Below are 19,069 nucleotides of genomic sequence, written 5' to 3' on the forward strand. Positions count from 1 at the left end.
GATCTCCTAAAGCAATGAAAATAGCGGTGGAGCTTCTTCAGAAAGCAATTTAGCAATCATAGAAGAGTCAAAGCCATAACGAGCACGTAATTTCATTTTATACTGACTCTCTATTGTTTCACCATAATTCATAAATAACGTTTGCTTAATCTGCGTCTCCATTTCTTCTAAAGACTGCATGGCCATTGCAGATTTATCAAGAAGCACATAAAGCTTGTATCCAGATTTATGTGCTTTAGGCTGACTACAAATAGCTATAGGATAGTCCACACTAGATAATTCCGTTTTATGAGCATCGGATAGTTCCTTATCATTACGCAAAAACTCTTCGGAACAGACAAACTGTCCTCCTTGAGAAAGAGCCAGAGCAGATAAACGCTCTTTATTCCAACTTTGTGTTTCATTTAGCCGTGCGCATATCTTATCAGCAATCTGACTCGATAATGATTCTGTAGCTGCTTTAATTGTGACTACACGGTATTTCCATACTGTGGTCTTTGCTGCTTCCTGAGCTAATTGATTGTAATGCTCGCGAATTTTTCCTGGAGTAACTTTTAACATGACTTTAGAGCGTACCATCATGCCCATCACTCTCTGAGCAATCAATGTACGATTTACTACATTGAATATATCCTCAGGAGTCATATCGAAATGTACGTAAAAGTAAGACAAATCTCTACCGAACATCGCTTCAATTTCTTGATTCACTGTAGTAGGATCCACATAAATTTTTTTAGCTTTAGCATCAGCCACCATCAAAAACTCATCAATTACGGACTCTAAGACTACCGGCCACATTGCCGTGTAATATTGTGAACGTGCAGGATAAGAATCTATGAGCTGAGGATAAGAAGAAGCAAAAAGAAGATTTAATTTTTGGATAACATCTAAAGTGGTGACGACATTCTCTTCATCAATTTTAAATAGCACACGATCATGAATAGCAATTCCTGCAGGATCTTCAGGAACTTTCTCTGTAAGATTTTGATACTCGCGTTGCGTAGGAAGAGGACCTTCATGTCCTAATAAAAATCCCGGCGAACAAACCAAACCCACCAAAGAGAAAACGCTTAGTGTTTTGTTCTTCATGATTTGCTACTCCCTAATGGTTGACGTGTCTAGGGATTAACTATAAGAAATTAACCAAATTTTGACCACTTCGAGAAAAATCTTCATACGAAATACATGAAATACAAAGAGTTATTTTGAATTTAGGTAAGCGCGAAACTCTTCAATATTAGAAAATTTCCTTCCCATTCCTGATTCTAAAAGACAAATGACCGTGGATGTTTGTCCTTCCTTAGGGATGAGACAGTGTTCATATTCAGGAAGAATTTCTTCTAGAGATTCGCGATCTTTTGCACTCATCCAAACAACAGAAACCTGAGGAAGGAACAATCCTGAAAAGCAAGATAAAACAGCTTCACGATCGTGATCGTTAGCTAGAGAAATAAGAATTTTTTGATGGCTACGTGAAAAATATGCCTGCGCTGCCAATAAATTTCCCAAAGAAGAAAACTTATGCGTGTGCCATCGAGCTTGGGCAATTTGTAAGATATCTTCAGCATAGGTAAGGTAATGCTTCTTTTCTGTAAGCATATGTAGCTTTATCAATGCTTGGCAAACAAGAGCATTTCCGGATATTGTCTCTCCATCGGAGAGATTCTCTTGTTTTAAAAGTAGGGCGGCGTCTCTCCCGTCTGTAGTATAAAATCCCCCACTTTCCGAACGGAAAGATAGAATTACCTCTTTCATAAGATCTTCAGCTAGCAGTAACCATCGTGCGCCGCAGCCTGTCTCATAAAGGGCGAGGGCTCCTAAAATCACCCCTGCGTAATCTTCTAAACCTCCGGAATATTTAGCATCACCGTCGCGCCATCTACGCATTAAGGTAGAATGCTTACATAAATTCTTACAGATAAACTCCCCACATTTCTTCGCTATATCTATATAGGAAGAATCTCCTAGGATTCTCCCTGCATAGGCCAAGGTATAGAGCATCCAGCCATTTTGAAATGTTAAGGATTGATCATCTTTAAAAGGGTGAGCTTTAGTATCTCTATGGAGACGTAATTTTTCTTTTAGCCTATCGATAACTTCATGAAATTCTTCAACGCTACAGCCGTACTTATCTGCAATTTCTTCAATATCGATATGAGAAGGGATGTGTAAGATATTTCTCCCATTACAAAAGCCTTCTCGAGAAATCCCATAATATTCACAAAATAGCTCAGCGTTTTCTCCAAGCACATTGCGAATTTCCTCTCCTGACCAGGTAGCATACTTCCCTTCAGACACTCCCCAATGTTCTCCATGTTCTGAGGTATAAAAAGCTCCCACTTCAGGGTTATAAAGTTCGGAAAGGATATAGCGTAGGGTTTGCTTAGCAATTGAGAGATATTCGGGTTTTTTAAGACATATGCCCGCATCAAGATAATCAAGTACTAAGAAGGCATTATCAATAAGACGTTTTTCAAAACAGGGAATCAACCACTTATCGTCTATAGTATAGCAATAAAATCCCCCGCCTAAATGATCGAAAACTCCTCCTTTAGCCATCATATCCAAAGAACGATCTACGAAGAATAAACTTCTGTTATCCTGATATTCCACGCCATAGCGCAGGAAAAACTGGCTCAATAGTCCAGGTGGGGTTTTTGGAAATGCCTTCACTCCTCCATAATGAGGATCAACATCCTTGTATAGAGCCTCTACTGTCTTACGTAAAGTCCCCTCTTCTAGCATTTCTTTTCTTGAACATCTTTCTATAAATGAAGCGATTTCAAGGATTTTGTGTGCCTGATGAACAAGAATCTCGCGTTCTTCGGGATCCTGCCACATCAAATTAAGCTTCTCTATCGTTTGAGAAAACGAAGGCACTCCTAATTTTACCTCAGCCCCTAGGTAATTCGCTGAGAAAAATGGCAATAAATCGGGAGTTAAAAACACATTCAGAGGCCAAGAAGAAGAATTCTGATGTTCTTCAGAAATAGAAAGCATTTGCGCAAGATCAAAATAGAGATGCGCCACATGAGGAAGCTCCTCTTTATCTACTTTGATATTAATAAAATGCTCATTTAGCATTGCAGCAACTTCAGGATTTTCAAAGCTCTCCTGAAGCATCACCTGACACCATCGCGAGTGCGCACAACCAATGGAAAGGAAAATCGGCTTATCTTGTGCTATAGCGAGATCAAAAGCCTCGCTACCCCATGGATACCAATTCACCGGCGTATGAGCATAAAGAAGCAAATACGGAGATTTTTCACTGATAAGTCTGTTCGTATATAGCGGCTGCGACATAATAAAATAAAAAACCAAAAATCTATAATTCATTTTAAATCAAAAAATGTACTTTTAATATGGTTTTTATATGTTTAATTTTATTAACTCGCTTATCTAGAAACTTATAATTCTAATTAATTTTATTTTATACTCACCGTATAAACAAAAGAGATTCCCATCTCTTTTATTTTCAATAAACTGCCTTGAGAATCTGTTCTAAGATATAGAAATAGAAAAACGTAAAAGGGGAGCTGTGGGATCTTGTTTTTAGTACTTTAGGAGGTGTAGAGAAAATTATGGTTGAGCTTGATTTCCTAGTGAGGAATGCCTACACTAGTGTTCACGGAAGAGTGGCAGAGTGGTCGAATGCATCTGATTCGAAATCAGAAGTTCTCTTACAGGAACCGGGGGTTCGAATCCCTTCTCTTCCGTTTTCTATTTTTTAAATGATTAAAAATTAAGGAAAAGTCTCTAGACTTTGTGTCTTAGAAGGCTTCTCCTTAATTTCTTAAGACTTTATCCTTGGCCCTCAGGACCAATCACATAGGTAAGCAAAGATTGAAAATACTTATCGGAAAGTTGGTTGTTTAGCTGTAGCCATTGTAAATTCGCAATATCTGATTTATATCCTTTTATACGTTTTACAGCTGGGCTATAGTGCATACCTATGAAATAGACATTAGCTTGTTTACAAGCCGCTTCTGCAGAGATTAGGTTATCTTTATTTGCATCTAAATAGATCACCTGTTGCGGTAGTCTCTCTAAAGTTGCAAATAGAGTAGAAAGAACCTCTTCCATGGTAATTCTGTTAATAAGACCTCCTGTAAAGAGTACCTGATCTTCTATAAACATGGTGTGTTGAGGTCTTCCGAATGTTTTTAGATGTTGTATCCATCCGTCACTACGAGAAGGTAAGCATGATGAAAATCCTAAACCTAAAGAAACCGCAGAACGGAGAAAATGGCTTGCCATGGGTATCGGCAATTGGGAAACTCCCATTACCCAAGCTTCGGATAGTGATAAGGCAGCTATAACCTTAGGAACTTCAGGATGAATAAGCTCGTAGTCTGTAGCGAAAAACACAGCAATTTTTTCACCAAAAGCTTTTTCAATAGGATCAAGATCTGATTCTTCTTTTTTCAAATTTTCCAAACGTTCTCGAAACCACGCCGTTGTTCCTAACATTTGTTTAGGAAATATAATGGTTTCATCTAATGCTAGTAAAACTAATGAACCTTTTTTTGCGTATTTATTGATAGCCTGTACATCAGAAACTTTGATAATACTTGCGTCTAAGGAAAATACAGAAAAGAAAAACGTAATAAAAAATACTACCTTCATAGTAACGCTCTCAAAGAAAAAAATCGTCTCATTGTACGGAGCATCCCTTTAGGAGGAAATATTTTTTTATATAAAGTTATCTGTTGAACTTTTTTCTATGTGAAAAGAAATTAAAAAGGGCCCCAAGCATCCTCTCAGGGGGAAAGAGAGGATACTAAAGGCTTGTTTCAAGTAAATGATGTTAACTCTTTTGATTAAGGGAATCTAGAGATAATTGTGCGATAGAATCAGATATAACTGTCAATGCCTGTTCTTCTTGAATCTCTACAGCTGCCGAATACGGATATACATAGGAAAATAGAGTTTCCGCAGCAGGATAATATACTATACCAAAAAATGTGATCCCAAAATCTATACATTCTCTACCTAAGGATTTGATCTCTTCAGGATTATCACTCAAAAATACAATATTTTTTGGTATTTTATTTTCATAAATAAACAATTGCTTCATAGCTTCCGAAAGCTCTGAAGCTCCACAAAATAAAATTCCCTCTTGCACTAACGCAGAATCACTACACTTTGTTCCTGTCCCTAAGAAAAAATCCTCTGTAGGGAATGCTCGAGAATGTATTTCTAGACCACAGTCTTTAAGATTTTTTAAGGTTGAAGAAACTCCTTCAATTCCTAATAAAGAAATCCCTAATACAGAACATTGACATTCTGAAAGTATACGGGAAAACTGATCAATAACATTAGCTTCTAAACATTCTTTGCTTGTTAGTGTATCTATAATAATCTGCTCTTCATTGACTCGCTTTTTTGCTTGAAAAAAATCTCCATAACGTTTGGATAGCTTAGTCAACCTATTTTGATACCAACCTGGGGAACCTATATACTTATGTTGAATCACGCTATCTACATTAATACAAAATAACGTTTCCTCACTGCTTTTTTCTAAATGTGCAAAAATATCGCCAAAAGAATACGCCATTGTCATTGGCAAGGGCTTTTTCTTTGCAGCTTCAGCTGTAGTCAACATGCCTAAGGTAATAACTGTAACCACAGCACACTTAGGAAGATATTTCAGCAATCTCATTACGATTTACCGCATCCTGGTTATAATAAGGGGAAAAGTCATAGGAATTTTTTGAAATAAAATCAACTAAAAAATTTTTATCTAAAGAAAAACTTCTCCTATTCACAACGTATTCTCAACCATTTTTTCTTTTGTTTTCAAAATACAAATTCCAAAAAAAATCCCAGTCTTGTCTCTCCCAGCCTCAACCAAAGTATAAAGTATTTTTTTGAAAAATATAGATTTTAAAAAAATTATTTGATAATACTGCTTCCCACTTAAAGTGCTTAGGGTCAGAAACAAGAGCTTTTTAGGAATAGGAAATTCTTATGAGCTCTTCCCCATGAGCACTTAAAAAACAGAAAGGTTCGTTTTTAGTTGTGAATTCACAAGACAGATTGCGGCTGTTTTTCCTTGTGTATTTAGAAAGCACCTAGCTATGCACAAAAAATACATCACGGATGCACAGCTTTGAACAACTTTTAAAAGAGGTAATAATATGTGCTTTCCTGGTTTCCCCAATATTCCTGGTTTTTCATTCAGTTTTCAGAGAACAACTGAAAATGAAACTGATGAAAATCAACCCGGTACGAGTAATCAATCCGTGCCGTTAGTTACACAACAACCAACTTCCACACAATCAAAAAGCAAAACAAAAACAGAATTAAAAATTTCTTTCGGAGGCGGTGCTAATGAAGACAATGAAGAGGGCGGAGTCGAGGGTACTGCCGCACAAATTCAAACAATAGTAGAAACGACACAAAATATTATTCTTAACCCTCAAGTACAAAAAGGCTGTATGGTCTGTTATGATCACTGCAGCGGTCCATGCATGAATCGTTGTGGATGGTTTGGAAGTTGGTTTTGTGCCTGCTTTAAAGCATGCTGTATTTTAGAAACACCTATGGATACCAATATTCCCGATATTATGAGAGACATGGATAAGCGATATGGTCCCTTAAGCTTAGCTATGGCTGTACAACATTTAGGTTGGGACGTTCCTGATATGGTGAAACACTCGCGTGATCTATCTACAGAAGAGGAAAAAAAATTAGAAGATGAATGTAAAAAAGCTAAAAAACAACTTACAGGAAGTTTTAATCAACTTTCTCAACAATGCTTCTATGATAAATCTGTAGATATTCTCGATGATGAAAACCTAGAACACGTTTTACCTACTTTACTTAAAATTATGGGAGATCAAGCTTGGAAAGATCCTAAACATAAACCTAATCCTCCAAAATGCTGGGTTTTAGAACCTGCAGCAAAAACTGGTCCAACATCACCCACTTCGGTTCCACTCCAGTTAGATTTGCATAGACCTTCATTATTCCCTCAACCAGAAGAAAATGAAAACTATGATCGAGCCACGGCTACAAAATATGATAAGAAAAAAATGACAAAATGCCTCGCGAATCTTGATGTATTATCCCTTGAAACTGGAGCTGTGGGAAAACTAGGAGCAAAGGAAGCTCATCTAGTTATTACAATATTTGAACTCTTTCTCTGTTTAGTTGCTGGTGAACATTCCCCTCTAGTACTCAGTGGTGGCTGTGTCTGCTACGATATAAACAAATTTATCAAACTCTTGATGTTAATTTTGCTTTGCTGCGGTTATGTCCCTGTGGATAAAGATGGGGATACGGTCGTAAAACATGATGATGATACTGATCCATTTGTAAAAATATATAAACGATCTCTATGTAGTTATACCCAAAAACAAAAGGCAACTGCACCTGCAACAACCGAAACGCCACTTGGAGCTGTTGGTGGCGCTATAACACATCAACCAATAACTTTCCCTCTAGGAACATCGGGAAGTTCTCATGTTTCTGTAAGAACAATTGTGTCCACGACTTCAACAACGAGTACAGATGGATCTAGCCGATCACAGAGAAGAATACTTCAACGTCAACATAGCATACATAACCCTGTTGATGATTATCAACCCCGGGATGATGATGATTGGCTAAAGAACATGATCGATGGTAATGATGATGACGATGATGATGATACCGATATTTTCCAACAGAGAATGCTCATCGGCAGCTCTAATGGTCTAAAGGATATATTTGCTGCCATGCAAATATTTAATAAAAGGATATAAATCATCTTCGTCAAACTTGTTTAAGTGGTTTCTTGAAATAAGAGATCACTTAAATTCAAAAAAAATTTATAGACTTAAAATAATTTCTTGAATAATATATGCCCGCCTAAATGCTTGTTAGCACAGAAAATGAGGATAATCCACGCTTTGGTTTCTTAAAAATTTTCTTCAAACTTAGCAATGTATACTCCCCAATTTCATAAGGGTGAATAACTCTTATGAACCCTCTTAAAAACAACTTTAAAAGTGCATAAAGCCATTTAGCATGGGATTAAGAATCATCGATAGTATGAGGATTCTTAGTAAAAAACATTGTTATTTATGGAGTAAATTATGTGCTGCCCTGGGATTAACATGAGCTGCCGCTCAAATCAAGATGCCTACACAGAAGAAACAGTTTCTTTAAATGGAATTACAAAACAACCTGGATCCACTTCAGAATTTAATTTGAAAGTGGGTGATCCATCATTATTAGATACGATTCGAGCTGCTGGAGATCTTGTTTCAGATGCTTTAAATTCTGCGAGAGTTCAACGTACAAGCCAGTTTTGTCAAGATTCTTGCCGACCCTGGTGTGCCGATAATTGTTGGAGTCCTTTCCTTTGCTTTTTTGACTGCCTTTGCACTTGTATGATCACCCCTGATGATCAAGTAGGATCCGAAGAGAAATACGACGATCTATCCGGATTCATACAAAATCAAAGAGATGAATTTGGCCCTATTTGTGTTGGTGTCGCAATGAAAAATGGGCCCTGGGATATCTCTAAACTGTTAGCAGAAGGTCTTACTTTATCTGCAGAACAGAAATATCAATTCTCTGAGAAATGTCGAGAAGCAAAAGATCAGTTAGGAAGATGCTTAAAAGGTGGGTCCCAGCAAGAACTCTTTAAAGTAGCGAATAGTGCTCATCAACTCCCTTCAAAAGGATCTACAGAAGTAGAAAATGTGAAAAAGTCTTTAGAAGAATCTATTGATGGTGCGTCTATTCCTTCTATTCCTACATGTTTGATTCTTTATCCTTCTGAAGCTAATGAAGGAGCTTCTAATGACCAAAGATCAGGCTATAATCTCAATATCCAAAGATTACAGCATCAGCTTAGCCAATTAGAAGTCTTGGATTTAAATTCTCAAGATATTGGTTTCTTAGGGTTTCAATCTCGAGCAGTTGTGAATGTTTTACAACTCACTTTGAATAAATATGTAGATGAAGCGAGAAATACCTTTGATTCCCCAGGATTTGGCTTAAACATTGAAGAATCAAAATACCGTACTTTACTTCTTCTTTCTTTACTATCTTTAGGATTTGTTCCTTTAGGTGCCGAGCAAGAACAGCCTATATGCTTAGAGCAATTACAAAATACAAGTAAGGAACTACGCACAAAAGATAAAAGTGCTCCTAAATCTCCCAGACTCGATACACGCTCCTTAGGAACCGAAGTACGAGTCAATGCTGGAGCAAATCTTCCTCTACCTAAATATGGACAGAGAGTGATTCTTAACGGACGTTTACCTATAAGCACAGTAAGTAGTGCTGGAGCATCGTGCGTCGATGGAGTAACACCAGGAGCCAAAAATGGTGCTGAGCTTTGGGATCCTACAAATCCTAAATCTCAAGAAGCTCTTTTGAAAACAGCTAAAAGCATCACTGCTATGACTTCAAGTCTATTTTTAAGATAATCATCAACACACGATTTAGAGGCGGCTTCCTCCGCCTCTTCGATCCAACAAGCCCTTCAACTTATACAGATATCTAACAATCTTGACTACGTGAAAATCTAGGAATTTTCACACAACTCTGATCCTTGTATCTATCTTTACAACCCTATTGCTCATCTCACAGATTTTCAATGCCTTATCGAAAAAACTCCTGGCTAAAAAAAATCACATTTTGAGATTATGTTGTATTTTTTTAATCACAAAATACAGGCCATGAACATCTTATGCCCTGTCTTTTACTATAATTTCGGAGAAGAGCTATGTGCTGTCCCATTGGCTGTGGTTGTAAATTTACTGTACAAGAAGGTAATGGTCATAACCAGCAAGAAAACCAACCGTTACAGAATCCTATAACTACACAGCCTGGGGGAAAAATATCTTTAGAGATGAAGCTCGGTGATGGGAATGATATACTAGACAAAATAAAATGCGCAGGAAAAATAGTATCTACGGTATTAAATGCTCCTAGTACACAACGTGGGGCTGGATATTGTAGAGAACATTGTGGGCCCTGGTGTGATAGTCACTGCCCGAATTGGCTATCACATTGTTTCCAATGTTTATGCACTTGTATTATAAATCCCAGTGATTCTCAAAGAACAAATCAAGATCTTTCACAATTCCTATCAGATATGAAAGAAAAGCATGGCTCCATTGTCTTAGGGATGGGGATGCAGCATGGTGGAACAGATTTCCCCTCTCTTATATCTGAAGGAAAAACTTTAAGTCAGAATCAAAAAGACAATTTCGATAAACAATGTTCAGAGATAAAAGCTAGTTTAAAAAAGCTCTTAATGGGTGGTCTTCAAAAAGAGTTATTTGAAACAGCTAATGATCCTAAAAAACTCCCAAAAATAAATGACAATGATACTCTCATGACAAAACGAGGTTATGGTGATGTCGAAAGTGGAATATATCATAGACCTCCGTCTGTTTGGATTATCTATGATAATGACGAAGGTTCTAAAGATGATTCTGCAGGAGCTGTTGGGGGTTCAAAGATTCACTATACTAAGCAGTTAGACTGGACAAAACTTCGTCACCAATTAAATCATCTTAGCGTTATACAATTAGATAATAATGACAACTTTCCTTTAGGAGGGAAAGAAGGGAAAAAAGCTATAGAGGTATTAAAAAATACCTTATATTGGCTAACTCAAGGAGCATCATGCTTTGAAGAAGGGGGGGGCTATGGTCTTACAATTACCTCTGATAAATTATTAAAATTGATTCTTCTTTCTCTTCTATCATTAGGTTATGCTCCTACAGATAAAGACGGAGGAGCTCCCACAACTACACTTCCTAATTTAACAACACTTTCACAGTTCTTACGAGAACGAAGAAATCATAATACCCACATATTTGGACCAGGAGATCCTGACAATCCAAATGATGATTCCGAAGTTGATGGTCAACATCAATCAAGTAGCACTTCATCCTCGTCAAGTACAGGAAATAATCAAGGTCCTGAGGATGAGGATTGGTTCTCCAACAAGCATCAAGACGACCTACTCAAGCTTTCTGGAGGAGTAAATAGCTTAGCCGGAATCCTTGGATAAGGAGTTCAAGACAGATTAAAATAGATAAATAAAATAGGCAAAGCTTTGCCTATTTTATATTTTACAATAAGATTTCTCATTATTCTAGAAAATAGATAGTAGGGATCCTAACCACCAAATTACAATACCGCTTGTTACGATAAGTCCTGCCCACCAAAGATTTGACCAACTACGAATAGCTTTTTCTGGAGAGTTTCTTCCCCCCATAGATTCTAAATCTAAAAGCATTTCCATATTATGTTCTGAAAACTCTTTAAAGATTTTCATAACATAAGGATGGTCTTGAAGAATACGCTCGCTATCTAATCCTAAATAGGCTGCGTATTTCTTTATAAATCCTTGAGCATAAATTGGAGAAATGAGCTTGCCTAAATAGCCATTTTCTATAGCTTCTAAGCATGAATAACGTATAGATGTTGCTGCTTCCACATCTTTTAAGGATAAGGATTGTTCTTCACGTTTCGTGCGAAATATCTCTCCTAAATGTAAAAGCTCTTTATGAATTTGTTCCGCCATAGAGATTCCTTTGCAGGCACCTTAAATAAAAACCTCTAAATATTTTTAGAGGTTTCCTAATTCTCATTTATAGAAAATGAGAAACTCTCCCCTGTTTTAAGATCCTGCCCACTTGCAGGAATATACAGGATTAACGTTTAATTTGTACTCCGAAATCCGCATATACACTATATATCCTTGTGCTATGTATAGCATAACGATAAATATGCCTAGTAAAACATAAGGATAGGAATTTCTATCCTTGGTACGCCAAGATAATTTGACGCTTTCTTTTTATGTCCACACCGTTTGTTACCCAACTATCTCCTTCTTTACACGGCTTACTCAAAGATCGTCTTGAGGAAAAAGGTTTTACTTTAACACAACCTCAATATACGATTTTTCAAGCACGTTCTCCATCAGTAAGCTGCACTCTTTATACTTCAGGGAAACTTGTTGTACAAGGAAAGGGATCTCAAGAATTTATCGAGTTTTTCCTAGAACCTGAAATCCTATTGACATTTACCCATAACCGTATAGAAGAAGATCTCCGTCCTCGCCTAGGTGTAGATGAATCAGGAAAAGGAGATTTTTTCGGTCCTTTATGTATTGCAGGAGTTTATGCTCATGATGAAGATACTCTAAAGAATCTCTATAAGACAAAAATTCAAGATTCAAAACTGCTCAATGATACACAAATTGTATCATTAGCAAAAACTATTCGTGCGTGCTGTAGCTATGATGTCATGATTCTTTACCCTGAAAAATATAATCAGCTCTATGGGAAGTTTCATAATCTCAACATCCTTTTAGCTTGGGCACATGCTACAGTTATTGATAATCTAGCTCCACACCCCTCGGGCGAAGTATTTGCTATTTCTGATCAATTTGCCTCTTCAGAAAGCGTTTTACTCAATGCTTTGAAAAAGAAAAATACCGATATCTCGGTAATTCAGAAAGTGCGCGCAGAACAAGATATCATTGTCGCTGCTGCATCTATACTCGCTCGAGAAGCTTTTGTCACTACAATGACAAAGTTAGAACAACGCTTTTCTATTAAGCTTCCGAAAGGCGCCTCAGCACATGTAAAGACTGCTGGAAAATCTATCCTCAAAACACATGGGAAAGATGTTTTATCTCTTGTTTGCAAGACACATTTTAAAACGTTTGATGAAATTTGTGACTCTACAACCTCTTAAAAACATAGTGTGGAAAGAACGGCGATTGCTATTGAAATAAAAAATACGCTCATCATTAACTCCTGTGAAAATAAGTAGTAATCTATCCTATGAAAGTATAGTCTAACTTTTATTAAGATAGATCAAAATAGCTAAGACTCATTTCCAAAAACCGGGATAGCATCTCTTCCTCTTCACAAGATATTCTGAGAGATATTTCCTGCAGGAGCTGTAAATAGAGATATGTTGAAGTTGTTATTTCATGTGATGACTCTTGCTGGTCATCTACTCTCCACACCCATCTACATTGTTCATGATGCCTGCGGCATTGATAAAGAAGCTCGTGATGCCTGTCCCAGGCCACGTCCTTTTTCTCTACAAACGCAATACCTACAAGTAGAAAGTGCTGACTTTAAAAAACTCCCCAATCAATCTCTTGGCTATCGCCAATTTGATGCAACTTTCCTTTGTACTCTTCCCCTAACTCCACAATCGGGAATACTATTTTCTACAGGTTATGTAGGGGCAAATATTCTTTGGGATAATACTCAACCCGTACCTGGGGATCCAAATTCTCTAGGATACTATACTTTCCAAGACAAGTCATATTATAGCTATATTTTGCTATCTGCAGGTGCCTACACACTATCCTTAAGAAATTGGCAATGGTCTGTGGTTCTTTCTAGCCTTATCGATCCAGAAAATATGGAAGCAGGCTATGGGCTATATCAAGCAGTACTTTCTGGAAAATATCAAGCTACGCAACAGCTTTCTGTGATTTTTGGTGTAATCAATGAAACAGGCTTGCACCAAGAGAAGGCCTGGCCTTTACTAGGTGCCACCTACAAACCTAATGATAAACTCACGATCAACTGCATCTATCCGGTGAACTTCTCCATAGAATATAACTGCACCTCTGTTTGTGATTTTGGAGCCGCCTACCGTCTAACGCGGTTACGAAAGAAACTTCATTCCAATGATCTTGCCTCTTCGGAAGGTATTTTTGAATATCAAGGCCGTGAAATCGAAGGTAATGTAAGACTCTGCCCTTGGCCAGGAAGCTTTATTAAGCTCTTTTATGGATGGTCTATCGGCAGTGACATTTCTCTAGCAGATAGTCACAATAACAACGTGACAAACCATCCTTTTAAATCCTCTGCCTTCTTTGGTGGATCTGCTGTACTTTCTTTCTAAATAAGAATAAAAAAAATCTTATGTAGATACGTTGAATAATTTAGTTTTAATTAGAATTTCGGTTGTACTAAATTTTACAACTATCTAAACTTTTTGCATTCTAATGTATAAGTTCATTTTTAGGTTAAAATGAATTGTCGTGAAGTTTGTAAAAAAAGCTCACAAATTTATTTCGATTGCACATTTCCTGAGAGGGTCCTTGCACGTCGCTGTCAAAATAAAGCACAGCAATATCCGAAAACGGCAATGGCTATTGAGGTAGTGGTATCTGTTATCCTTGGGACAATCAAAATTATTACCTTCCCTTTAGCCACATTCTCGGCCTTAGGATTGATTCCTTTTACCTGCGCATTAAAAGCAATTTCCACAAGAAGTTGCGAACATGCTCTTCCTTATCTGGCAGCATGGTTCATCAGTCTTTTGGTCTCTGCTCTTATTATTGGCGCTATTTTTGGCTTAGTTATGGTCGCTCCCGAGGTCGTCTTCTTTATGATCGGTATTTGCGGAGCTGTAGGCGCCAGCGCTACGCTTTTAAATATCCATAGGGAATTATTTGCTTTAAGATCTTTACAAACTGAAGAGATTAAAAAATCCTCAACTTCAGAAGAAACCTCATCTTCTTCCTCATCATTATCTCTGGACCTCTCTCATCCTAGCCGGAAAGGTTCTTCCGAATTTGCGAACCACAACGTGGAAACTACTTTAGAAAACGAAAATTCTTAATTTTTTATTACTTCCATCCTCACTCTTTCTTGGAAAATCGTTACCTAATGTTTCAATAAACACTAGGGTCTTTACCAAAAATTAACATAGTTAAAAAACAAAACTATCACAACTAAACAGCAATAACTTTTATAATATAACCAAGTAGTTATGAAATAACGATTTTAAAATAGTTATTTTCATATCTAAAACAATATAAAAAAGCAGAGCTACGTGCATGAGTAATCCCATAGATCCTTTAGGGCAATCACACCGACCTGTTCCTAAAAGTCAGGTACCCGCACCACATACGGGCATTGGAAGTCGTATTCGTGCTTCTTCCACAGGATTTTTCGGAAGACTTCTCTCCCTCCCCGATCGCAATCCCAAGATGCGTTATGTTTTCGATATTGGGATTATCGCGATTGCTGTTATTTCCATCATTGGTATTCTTGTTGCCTCTCAGGGGCAAGGATTACTGCTTTTCGGATTAATCCCTGGGCTTATCTTTGGTGCCTTAGGAGTGACTATGCTCATTTCTGATGTTGCCAACACACCAAGATCTCAAAAAATCGCCGATACCATTACCGCTGTTCTTTTACCGTTCATTCTTTTGGGAATAGCTTCAGCGTTAATCGCTTCAGCATACTTTACAGCTGGAGGAAGTACTCTTATTCTTGCTAATCCGCAATTCCTCATGGGCTTCATGACTATAGGATTAGCTTTAGTTTCATTGAGCAAGGTCACATTCCAACATTTTAAAACCGAAGCTTTGATAAAAGCTCAGCAAAAGGTTATTGAAGTTTCCGAGCAATCAATAACTCCGACTACGCCTTCCGAAAAAGATGTGAAGCGTGTTTCTCAAGAGAGAAGAAGAGATCATGCTGCAGATGCTAGACGTGAGTGCGAAGATCAAGAAACACGCACGCATACGCGTCATCGACATATCTCTAGAAGCTCTCAGGGAGTGCTGCAACATAGATCGAGAAACCAAATAGAAATTGAACAAGCTGATTCCGATTATCTATCTCCAGGCGATGAATTTTCTCCTCAAGCAGAAGATGACTTTTCTTTTTTACATGATGCCTATAACCCATTCTCATCCGTATATCAGCCTCCTCAATCTCTAGAAGATTCCTCCTCTGCCATACAAAATGTTCCTTTAGGTCTGCCTGTCTCTAGTGACACTACTACAACAGGCCCTGTCACCTCAACACCTAGGAGAGTATCTCGCATAGGAGCTGCAGGATCATCGCGATCTAGAAATAGAAATGAAGATGAAGAAAGACAAGAAAGAGATCAAAGTCAAGGTGATGATGAATCTTCAGATCTAGAGAATTCCGATTCACAACAACGTAAACAAAGTAGAAGAAAGAAAAGGAAGAAAAGCTAGGTTTTTTTAAGACTTTTTTTCTAACTAAGGATAAAAATAAAAGGGCTCTCTTGATGTTTTTCAACCTCAAAAGAGCCATTTTTTCCCTTAGATACTCAACAGCTTACAAAAAATCTTGAGATTTTTCAACTATTATTTATCCAATTCAATAAGCAAAAGCTCATTCACTCTATTTGGAGGGGCTTTTCCTTGAGTGCGCTTCATAATTTGCCCAACTAAAAATCCTAAAGCTTTAGTCTTACCGTTCTTATAATCGATAACAGATTGTGAGTTAGCCCCCAAAACTTCAGTAATAATCGCAACTAAAGCACTTTCATCTGTCATTGGCAACATTTCAGGATGTTCTTTAAGAATAGCTTCAGGACTCTTTTCTGGAGATTCCATCATCATATCGGCAAGATCTTTAGCTATCTTCCCAGTAATCACTCCCTTATCAATAAAATTGACAAGCTGAGCTACGCTGCTAGGAAGAATCCCCGAAAAGGCAAGGTTCTTACCTTGTGTTTTACAACGTCCTGCAAACTCCACAGTCACCCAGTTAGAAAGAGCTCGATAGTTCTTACATTCTGTAGCAGCTAATTCAAAGAAGTTTGCGATATGCTTATCGCTAATTAAAATAGCAGCGATATCCTCAGCAAGAGCATACTCACGCAAATATCTTTGATATTTGTCATAAGGAAGTTCAGGAAGCGTATCACGTATTTCATTGATATATGCTTCTGTTAACTGCAATACAGGAAGATCCGGTTCTATAAAGTATTTGTAATCCTCAGCTCGCTCTTTAAGACGCATCAATACCGTTTTTTTCTTTTCAGGATCCCAACGGTATGTTGCTCCAGGAATGACAGTTTTTGGATCTTTATTAGGATTTTCTAAATAGGCATCTATCTGTCGGCAACGTTCTGCTTCTAAAGCTTGCGCCATAAAAGCAAACGAGTTCATATTTTTAATTTCTACCTTATTGCGTAGTTCTTCACTACCCCGAGGGCGTACAGAAACGTTCACATCGAAACGCACAGATCCCTCTTCCATATTACAATCAGAAATCCCAATGTAATCTAATAAAGATACAAGAGCTGTAGCGTATGCAACAGCATCGTCTGCACAAAACATACAAGGTTTAGAAACAATTTCTATTAAAGGTACACCGGCCCGGTTGTAGTCTACTCCGGCAAATTCTCCGAAATGTTTTAACATCCCCGCATCATCTTCAATATGCGCTTGCGCAAGTTCAAAATAACGCTCTTCACCTTGAACAATAGCTTTTACATGTCCTCCCCGCACTATGGGATGCTCAAATTGCGTAATTTGAAAATTCCTAGGACTATCGGGATAAAAATAGGACTTTCTATCGAAACGGCTTAATAAAGCTACTTCACCTTGAACCGCACAACCAAATAAAATAGCCTTTCTTACAGCTTCTTTATTCAATACAGGCAAAGACCCTGGCATTCCTGTACACACAGGAGAGATATTCGTATTAGGTTCATCACCAAAACGATTTCGTGCACAGCTAAATAACTTTGATTTGGTATTTAACTCTACGTGGACTTCAAGACCTATGACGGATTCCCAATCAGCATAAACATCGCTCATTATTTCACCTCTCCATCAAAAAGTTTGTTACATCCTTTAGGGTATAAATTCTTAATTCCTGCATGTTCTTGGAAACTATAACCAACCTGACATACCTGCTGATCTTTCCCTTTCTGACCAATCACCTGGAATCCTAAAGGTAAACCTTCTTTAGAAAACCCTGAAGGAACAGCGATAGCAGGTAGATAGGCTAGATTCATAGCAACAGTATAGATATCTTGTAGATACAAAGAGATAGGATCGAGAATATCCCCATCAGCAAATGCAGGGCAAGAACATACCGGCATAGCAATTACATCACATTTTTCATAAGCTGTTTGGAAAGCTTGAATGATTTTCGCACGAATTGCTGTACCTTTTTTATAGTATACGCTTTGACGCTCTGCAGATAACACATAGTTTCCTAAAAGGATCCTACGCATAACTTCCTTACCAAAACCTTGAACGCGAGAAATAGTATAGACATCTTCCATACTATGAGCTTCTGGAGAACGGTATCCATAACGGATACCGTCAAATCTTGCGAGATTCGTAGTAGCCTCTGCAGAAGCTACTATGTAGTATACAGAAACAGCGTGATGTAAAATATTGAGGTCTATATCAACGATCCGGCTGCCCTGACGCTCTAAAATATTTAATGATTCAAAAAAGTTTTCTTTAACATCATCTCTCAAGCCTTCTAAAAATCCCATAGGCACGCCAATCAAACTAGGCACTTCTAAGGATAATGCATCTTGGAAAGATCCTGAGAAAAACTTTTGAGAAGTAGCATCTCTTTCATCTTTACCAGAGAAAACGTCCATAGCTAAAGCCACGTCTTCAACAACGGTCGTTAAAGGGCCTATCTGATCTAATGAGGAACCAAAAGCAACTAAACCATAACGAGACACAGCACCGTATGAAGGCTTAAATCCAACGACACCACAAAATGCTGCGGGCTGACGTATAGAACCTCCAGTATCAGAACCTAAAGCTATAGGACAAAATCTTGCAGAAACAGCAGCTGCAGATCCTCCGGAAGATCCCCCAGGAACACAAGATAAATCCCAAGGATTTTTTGTTGGATGAAAAGCAGAATACTGAGTTGTAGATCCCATCGCAAACTCATCCATATTGAGTTTGCCTAAAATAATCCCATCTTCAGCTTCTATACGTTCAATTACAGTAGCATCGAAAGGTGCTATGTAATTTTCTAACATCTTAGAAGCACAGGTCGTACGCAATCCCATAATATGGATATTATCTTTTATCCCTATAGGCACACCTGCGAGTTTCCCTAAAGGCTCTCCTCTTGCTCGTTTCGCATCTACACTAGCAGCTTTTTCATAAGCTCTTTCCTGGCAAAGAGAAAGAAAGGCTCCTATGCGACTATCTTCCGTTTCTATTCTATTATAAAAATACTCTGCTATCGCTGTAGCTGAAGATTCCCCGCTCACTACAGCATTTCTTAACTCTAAGGCACTCTTTTGATACATATTCCTAAAACCG

At 37.8% G+C, this 19,069-nt stretch carries 14 protein-coding genes and 1 tRNA gene; 8 read left to right on the plus strand and 7 right to left on the minus strand.

All coding sequences use genetic code 11. The features are described from left to right. Positions 1 to 6: 6 nt before the first annotated feature. Together O6937_RS04260 and O6937_RS04265 are read right to left on the minus strand one after the other, a co-directional pair. The gene (locus O6937_RS04260; protein ID WP_332390414.1) at positions 7 to 1,089 is read right to left on the minus strand and encodes a hypothetical protein; all 1,083 of its coding nucleotides are present in this window, start codon (positions 1,087 to 1,089) and stop codon (positions 7 to 9) included. A 111-nt stretch (positions 1,090 to 1,200) separates the two neighbouring features. Beyond that, on the minus strand, positions 1,201 to 3,303 hold the full coding sequence (locus tag O6937_RS04265) for a thioredoxin domain-containing protein (RefSeq protein ID WP_332390415.1): 2,103 nt from the start codon (positions 3,301 to 3,303) through the stop codon (positions 1,201 to 1,203). A 326-nt stretch (positions 3,304 to 3,629) separates the two neighbouring features. On the opposite strand from O6937_RS04265, the gene O6937_RS04270 reads away from it, so the two are divergent. After that, positions 3,630 to 3,716: transfer RNA gene (locus tag O6937_RS04270), tRNA-Ser, on the plus strand. Positions 3,717 to 3,801: 85 nt separating this feature from the next. On the opposite strand, the gene O6937_RS04275 is transcribed toward O6937_RS04270, so the two are convergent. Next, a complete protein-coding gene (locus O6937_RS04275; RefSeq protein WP_332390416.1) occupies positions 3,802 to 4,626 on the minus strand; it encodes a DUF2608 domain-containing protein in 825 nt (274 codons plus the stop codon). 181 nt (positions 4,627 to 4,807) lie between these two features. After that, on the minus strand, positions 4,808 to 5,662 hold the full coding sequence (locus O6937_RS04280; protein ID WP_332390417.1) for a DUF2608 domain-containing protein: 855 nt from the start codon (positions 5,660 to 5,662) through the stop codon (positions 4,808 to 4,810). 478 nt (positions 5,663 to 6,140) lie between these two features. Between O6937_RS04280 and O6937_RS04285 the strand changes: the two genes are divergently transcribed. From O6937_RS04285 to O6937_RS04295, 3 genes are all read left to right on the plus strand, one after another. Beyond that, positions 6,141 to 7,748 (plus strand): hypothetical protein, encoded by a 1,608-nt coding sequence (locus O6937_RS04285; RefSeq protein ID WP_332390418.1) that lies wholly within the window; start codon positions 6,141 to 6,143, stop codon positions 7,746 to 7,748. Positions 7,749 to 8,081: 333 nt separating this feature from the next. After that, positions 8,082 to 9,425 carry a hypothetical protein gene (locus O6937_RS04290; RefSeq protein ID WP_332390419.1) on the plus strand — a complete coding sequence of 448 codons (1,344 nt, stop codon included), beginning with the start codon at positions 8,082 to 8,084 and terminating at the stop codon, positions 9,423 to 9,425. Positions 9,426 to 9,724: 299 nt separating this feature from the next. Beyond that, positions 9,725 to 11,023 (plus strand): hypothetical protein, encoded by a 1,299-nt coding sequence (locus tag O6937_RS04295; protein ID WP_332390420.1) that lies wholly within the window; start codon positions 9,725 to 9,727, stop codon positions 11,021 to 11,023. Between the two features lie 84 nt (positions 11,024 to 11,107). Here the strand turns inward: O6937_RS04295 and O6937_RS04300 are convergent, their stop codons facing one another. Then, positions 11,108 to 11,539 carry a helix-turn-helix domain-containing protein gene (locus tag O6937_RS04300; RefSeq protein WP_213240512.1) on the minus strand — a complete coding sequence of 144 codons (432 nt, stop codon included), beginning with the start codon at positions 11,537 to 11,539 and terminating at the stop codon, positions 11,108 to 11,110. A gap of 275 nt (positions 11,540 to 11,814) precedes the next feature. On the opposite strand from O6937_RS04300, the gene rnhC reads away from it, so the two are divergent. The 4 genes from rnhC to O6937_RS04320 all read left to right on the plus strand — a co-directional run bounded on the left by rnhC (position 11,815) and on the right by O6937_RS04320 (position 15,985). Next, positions 11,815 to 12,717 (plus strand): ribonuclease HIII, encoded by a 903-nt coding sequence (rnhC, locus tag O6937_RS04305; protein ID WP_332390421.1) that lies wholly within the window; start codon positions 11,815 to 11,817, stop codon positions 12,715 to 12,717. Between the two features lie 222 nt (positions 12,718 to 12,939). After that, the gene (locus O6937_RS04310; RefSeq protein WP_332390422.1) at positions 12,940 to 13,890 is read left to right on the plus strand and encodes a hypothetical protein; all 951 of its coding nucleotides are present in this window, start codon (positions 12,940 to 12,942) and stop codon (positions 13,888 to 13,890) included. A 129-nt stretch (positions 13,891 to 14,019) separates the two neighbouring features. Continuing rightward, a complete protein-coding gene (locus O6937_RS04315; protein ID WP_332390423.1) occupies positions 14,020 to 14,613 on the plus strand; it encodes a DUF5422 family protein in 594 nt (197 codons plus the stop codon). Positions 14,614 to 14,830: 217 nt separating this feature from the next. Further along, positions 14,831 to 15,985 carry an IncV family inclusion membrane protein gene (locus O6937_RS04320; RefSeq protein WP_332390424.1) on the plus strand — a complete coding sequence of 385 codons (1,155 nt, stop codon included), beginning with the start codon at positions 14,831 to 14,833 and terminating at the stop codon, positions 15,983 to 15,985. A gap of 132 nt (positions 15,986 to 16,117) precedes the next feature. Here O6937_RS04320 and gatB read toward each other — a convergent pair whose 3' ends face one another. After that, the gene (gene gatB / locus O6937_RS04325; protein WP_332390425.1) at positions 16,118 to 17,581 is read right to left on the minus strand and encodes an Asp-tRNA(Asn)/Glu-tRNA(Gln) amidotransferase subunit GatB; all 1,464 of its coding nucleotides are present in this window, start codon (positions 17,579 to 17,581) and stop codon (positions 16,118 to 16,120) included. Then, positions 17,581 to 19,056 carry an Asp-tRNA(Asn)/Glu-tRNA(Gln) amidotransferase subunit GatA gene (gene gatA / locus O6937_RS04330; RefSeq protein WP_332390426.1) on the minus strand — a complete coding sequence of 492 codons (1,476 nt, stop codon included), beginning with the start codon at positions 19,054 to 19,056 and terminating at the stop codon, positions 17,581 to 17,583. Before gatA ends, gatB begins: the two co-directional genes overlap by 1 nt. Positions 19,057 to 19,069 lie beyond the last annotated feature (13 nt).

This window comes from Chlamydia sp. 04-14 (assembly GCF_036632095.1).
Classification (GTDB): Bacteria; Chlamydiota; Chlamydiia; order Chlamydiales; family Chlamydiaceae; genus Chlamydia.

Bases quoted from the DNA above. Each gene is read 5' to 3' on its own strand.
- O6937_RS04260 (WP_332390414.1), bottom strand. From the start codon at position 1,089: ATGAAGAACAAAACACTAAGCGTTTTCTCTTTGGTGGGTTTGGTTTGT.
- O6937_RS04265 (WP_332390415.1), bottom strand. From the start codon at position 3,303: ATGTCGCAGCCGCTATATACGAACAGACTTATCAGTGAAAAATCTCCG.
- O6937_RS04275 (WP_332390416.1), bottom strand. From the start codon at position 4,626: ATGAAGGTAGTATTTTTTATTACGTTTTTCTTTTCTGTATTTTCCTTA.
- O6937_RS04280 (WP_332390417.1), bottom strand. From the start codon at position 5,662: ATGAGATTGCTGAAATATCTTCCTAAGTGTGCTGTGGTTACAGTTATT.
- O6937_RS04285 (WP_332390418.1), top strand. From the start codon at position 6,141: ATGTGCTTTCCTGGTTTCCCCAATATTCCTGGTTTTTCATTCAGTTTT.
- O6937_RS04290 (WP_332390419.1), top strand. From the start codon at position 8,082: ATGTGCTGCCCTGGGATTAACATGAGCTGCCGCTCAAATCAAGATGCC.
- O6937_RS04295 (WP_332390420.1), top strand. From the start codon at position 9,725: ATGTGCTGTCCCATTGGCTGTGGTTGTAAATTTACTGTACAAGAAGGT.
- O6937_RS04300 (WP_213240512.1), bottom strand. From the start codon at position 11,539: ATGGCGGAACAAATTCATAAAGAGCTTTTACATTTAGGAGAGATATTT.
- rnhC (WP_332390421.1), top strand. From the start codon at position 11,815: ATGTCCACACCGTTTGTTACCCAACTATCTCCTTCTTTACACGGCTTA.
- O6937_RS04310 (WP_332390422.1), top strand. From the start codon at position 12,940: ATGTTGAAGTTGTTATTTCATGTGATGACTCTTGCTGGTCATCTACTC.
- O6937_RS04315 (WP_332390423.1), top strand. From the start codon at position 14,020: ATGAATTGTCGTGAAGTTTGTAAAAAAAGCTCACAAATTTATTTCGAT.
- O6937_RS04320 (WP_332390424.1), top strand. From the start codon at position 14,831: ATGAGTAATCCCATAGATCCTTTAGGGCAATCACACCGACCTGTTCCT.
- gatB (WP_332390425.1), bottom strand. From the start codon at position 17,581: ATGAGCGATGTTTATGCTGATTGGGAATCCGTCATAGGTCTTGAAGTC.
- gatA (WP_332390426.1), bottom strand. From the start codon at position 19,056: ATGTATCAAAAGAGTGCCTTAGAGTTAAGAAATGCTGTAGTGAGCGGG.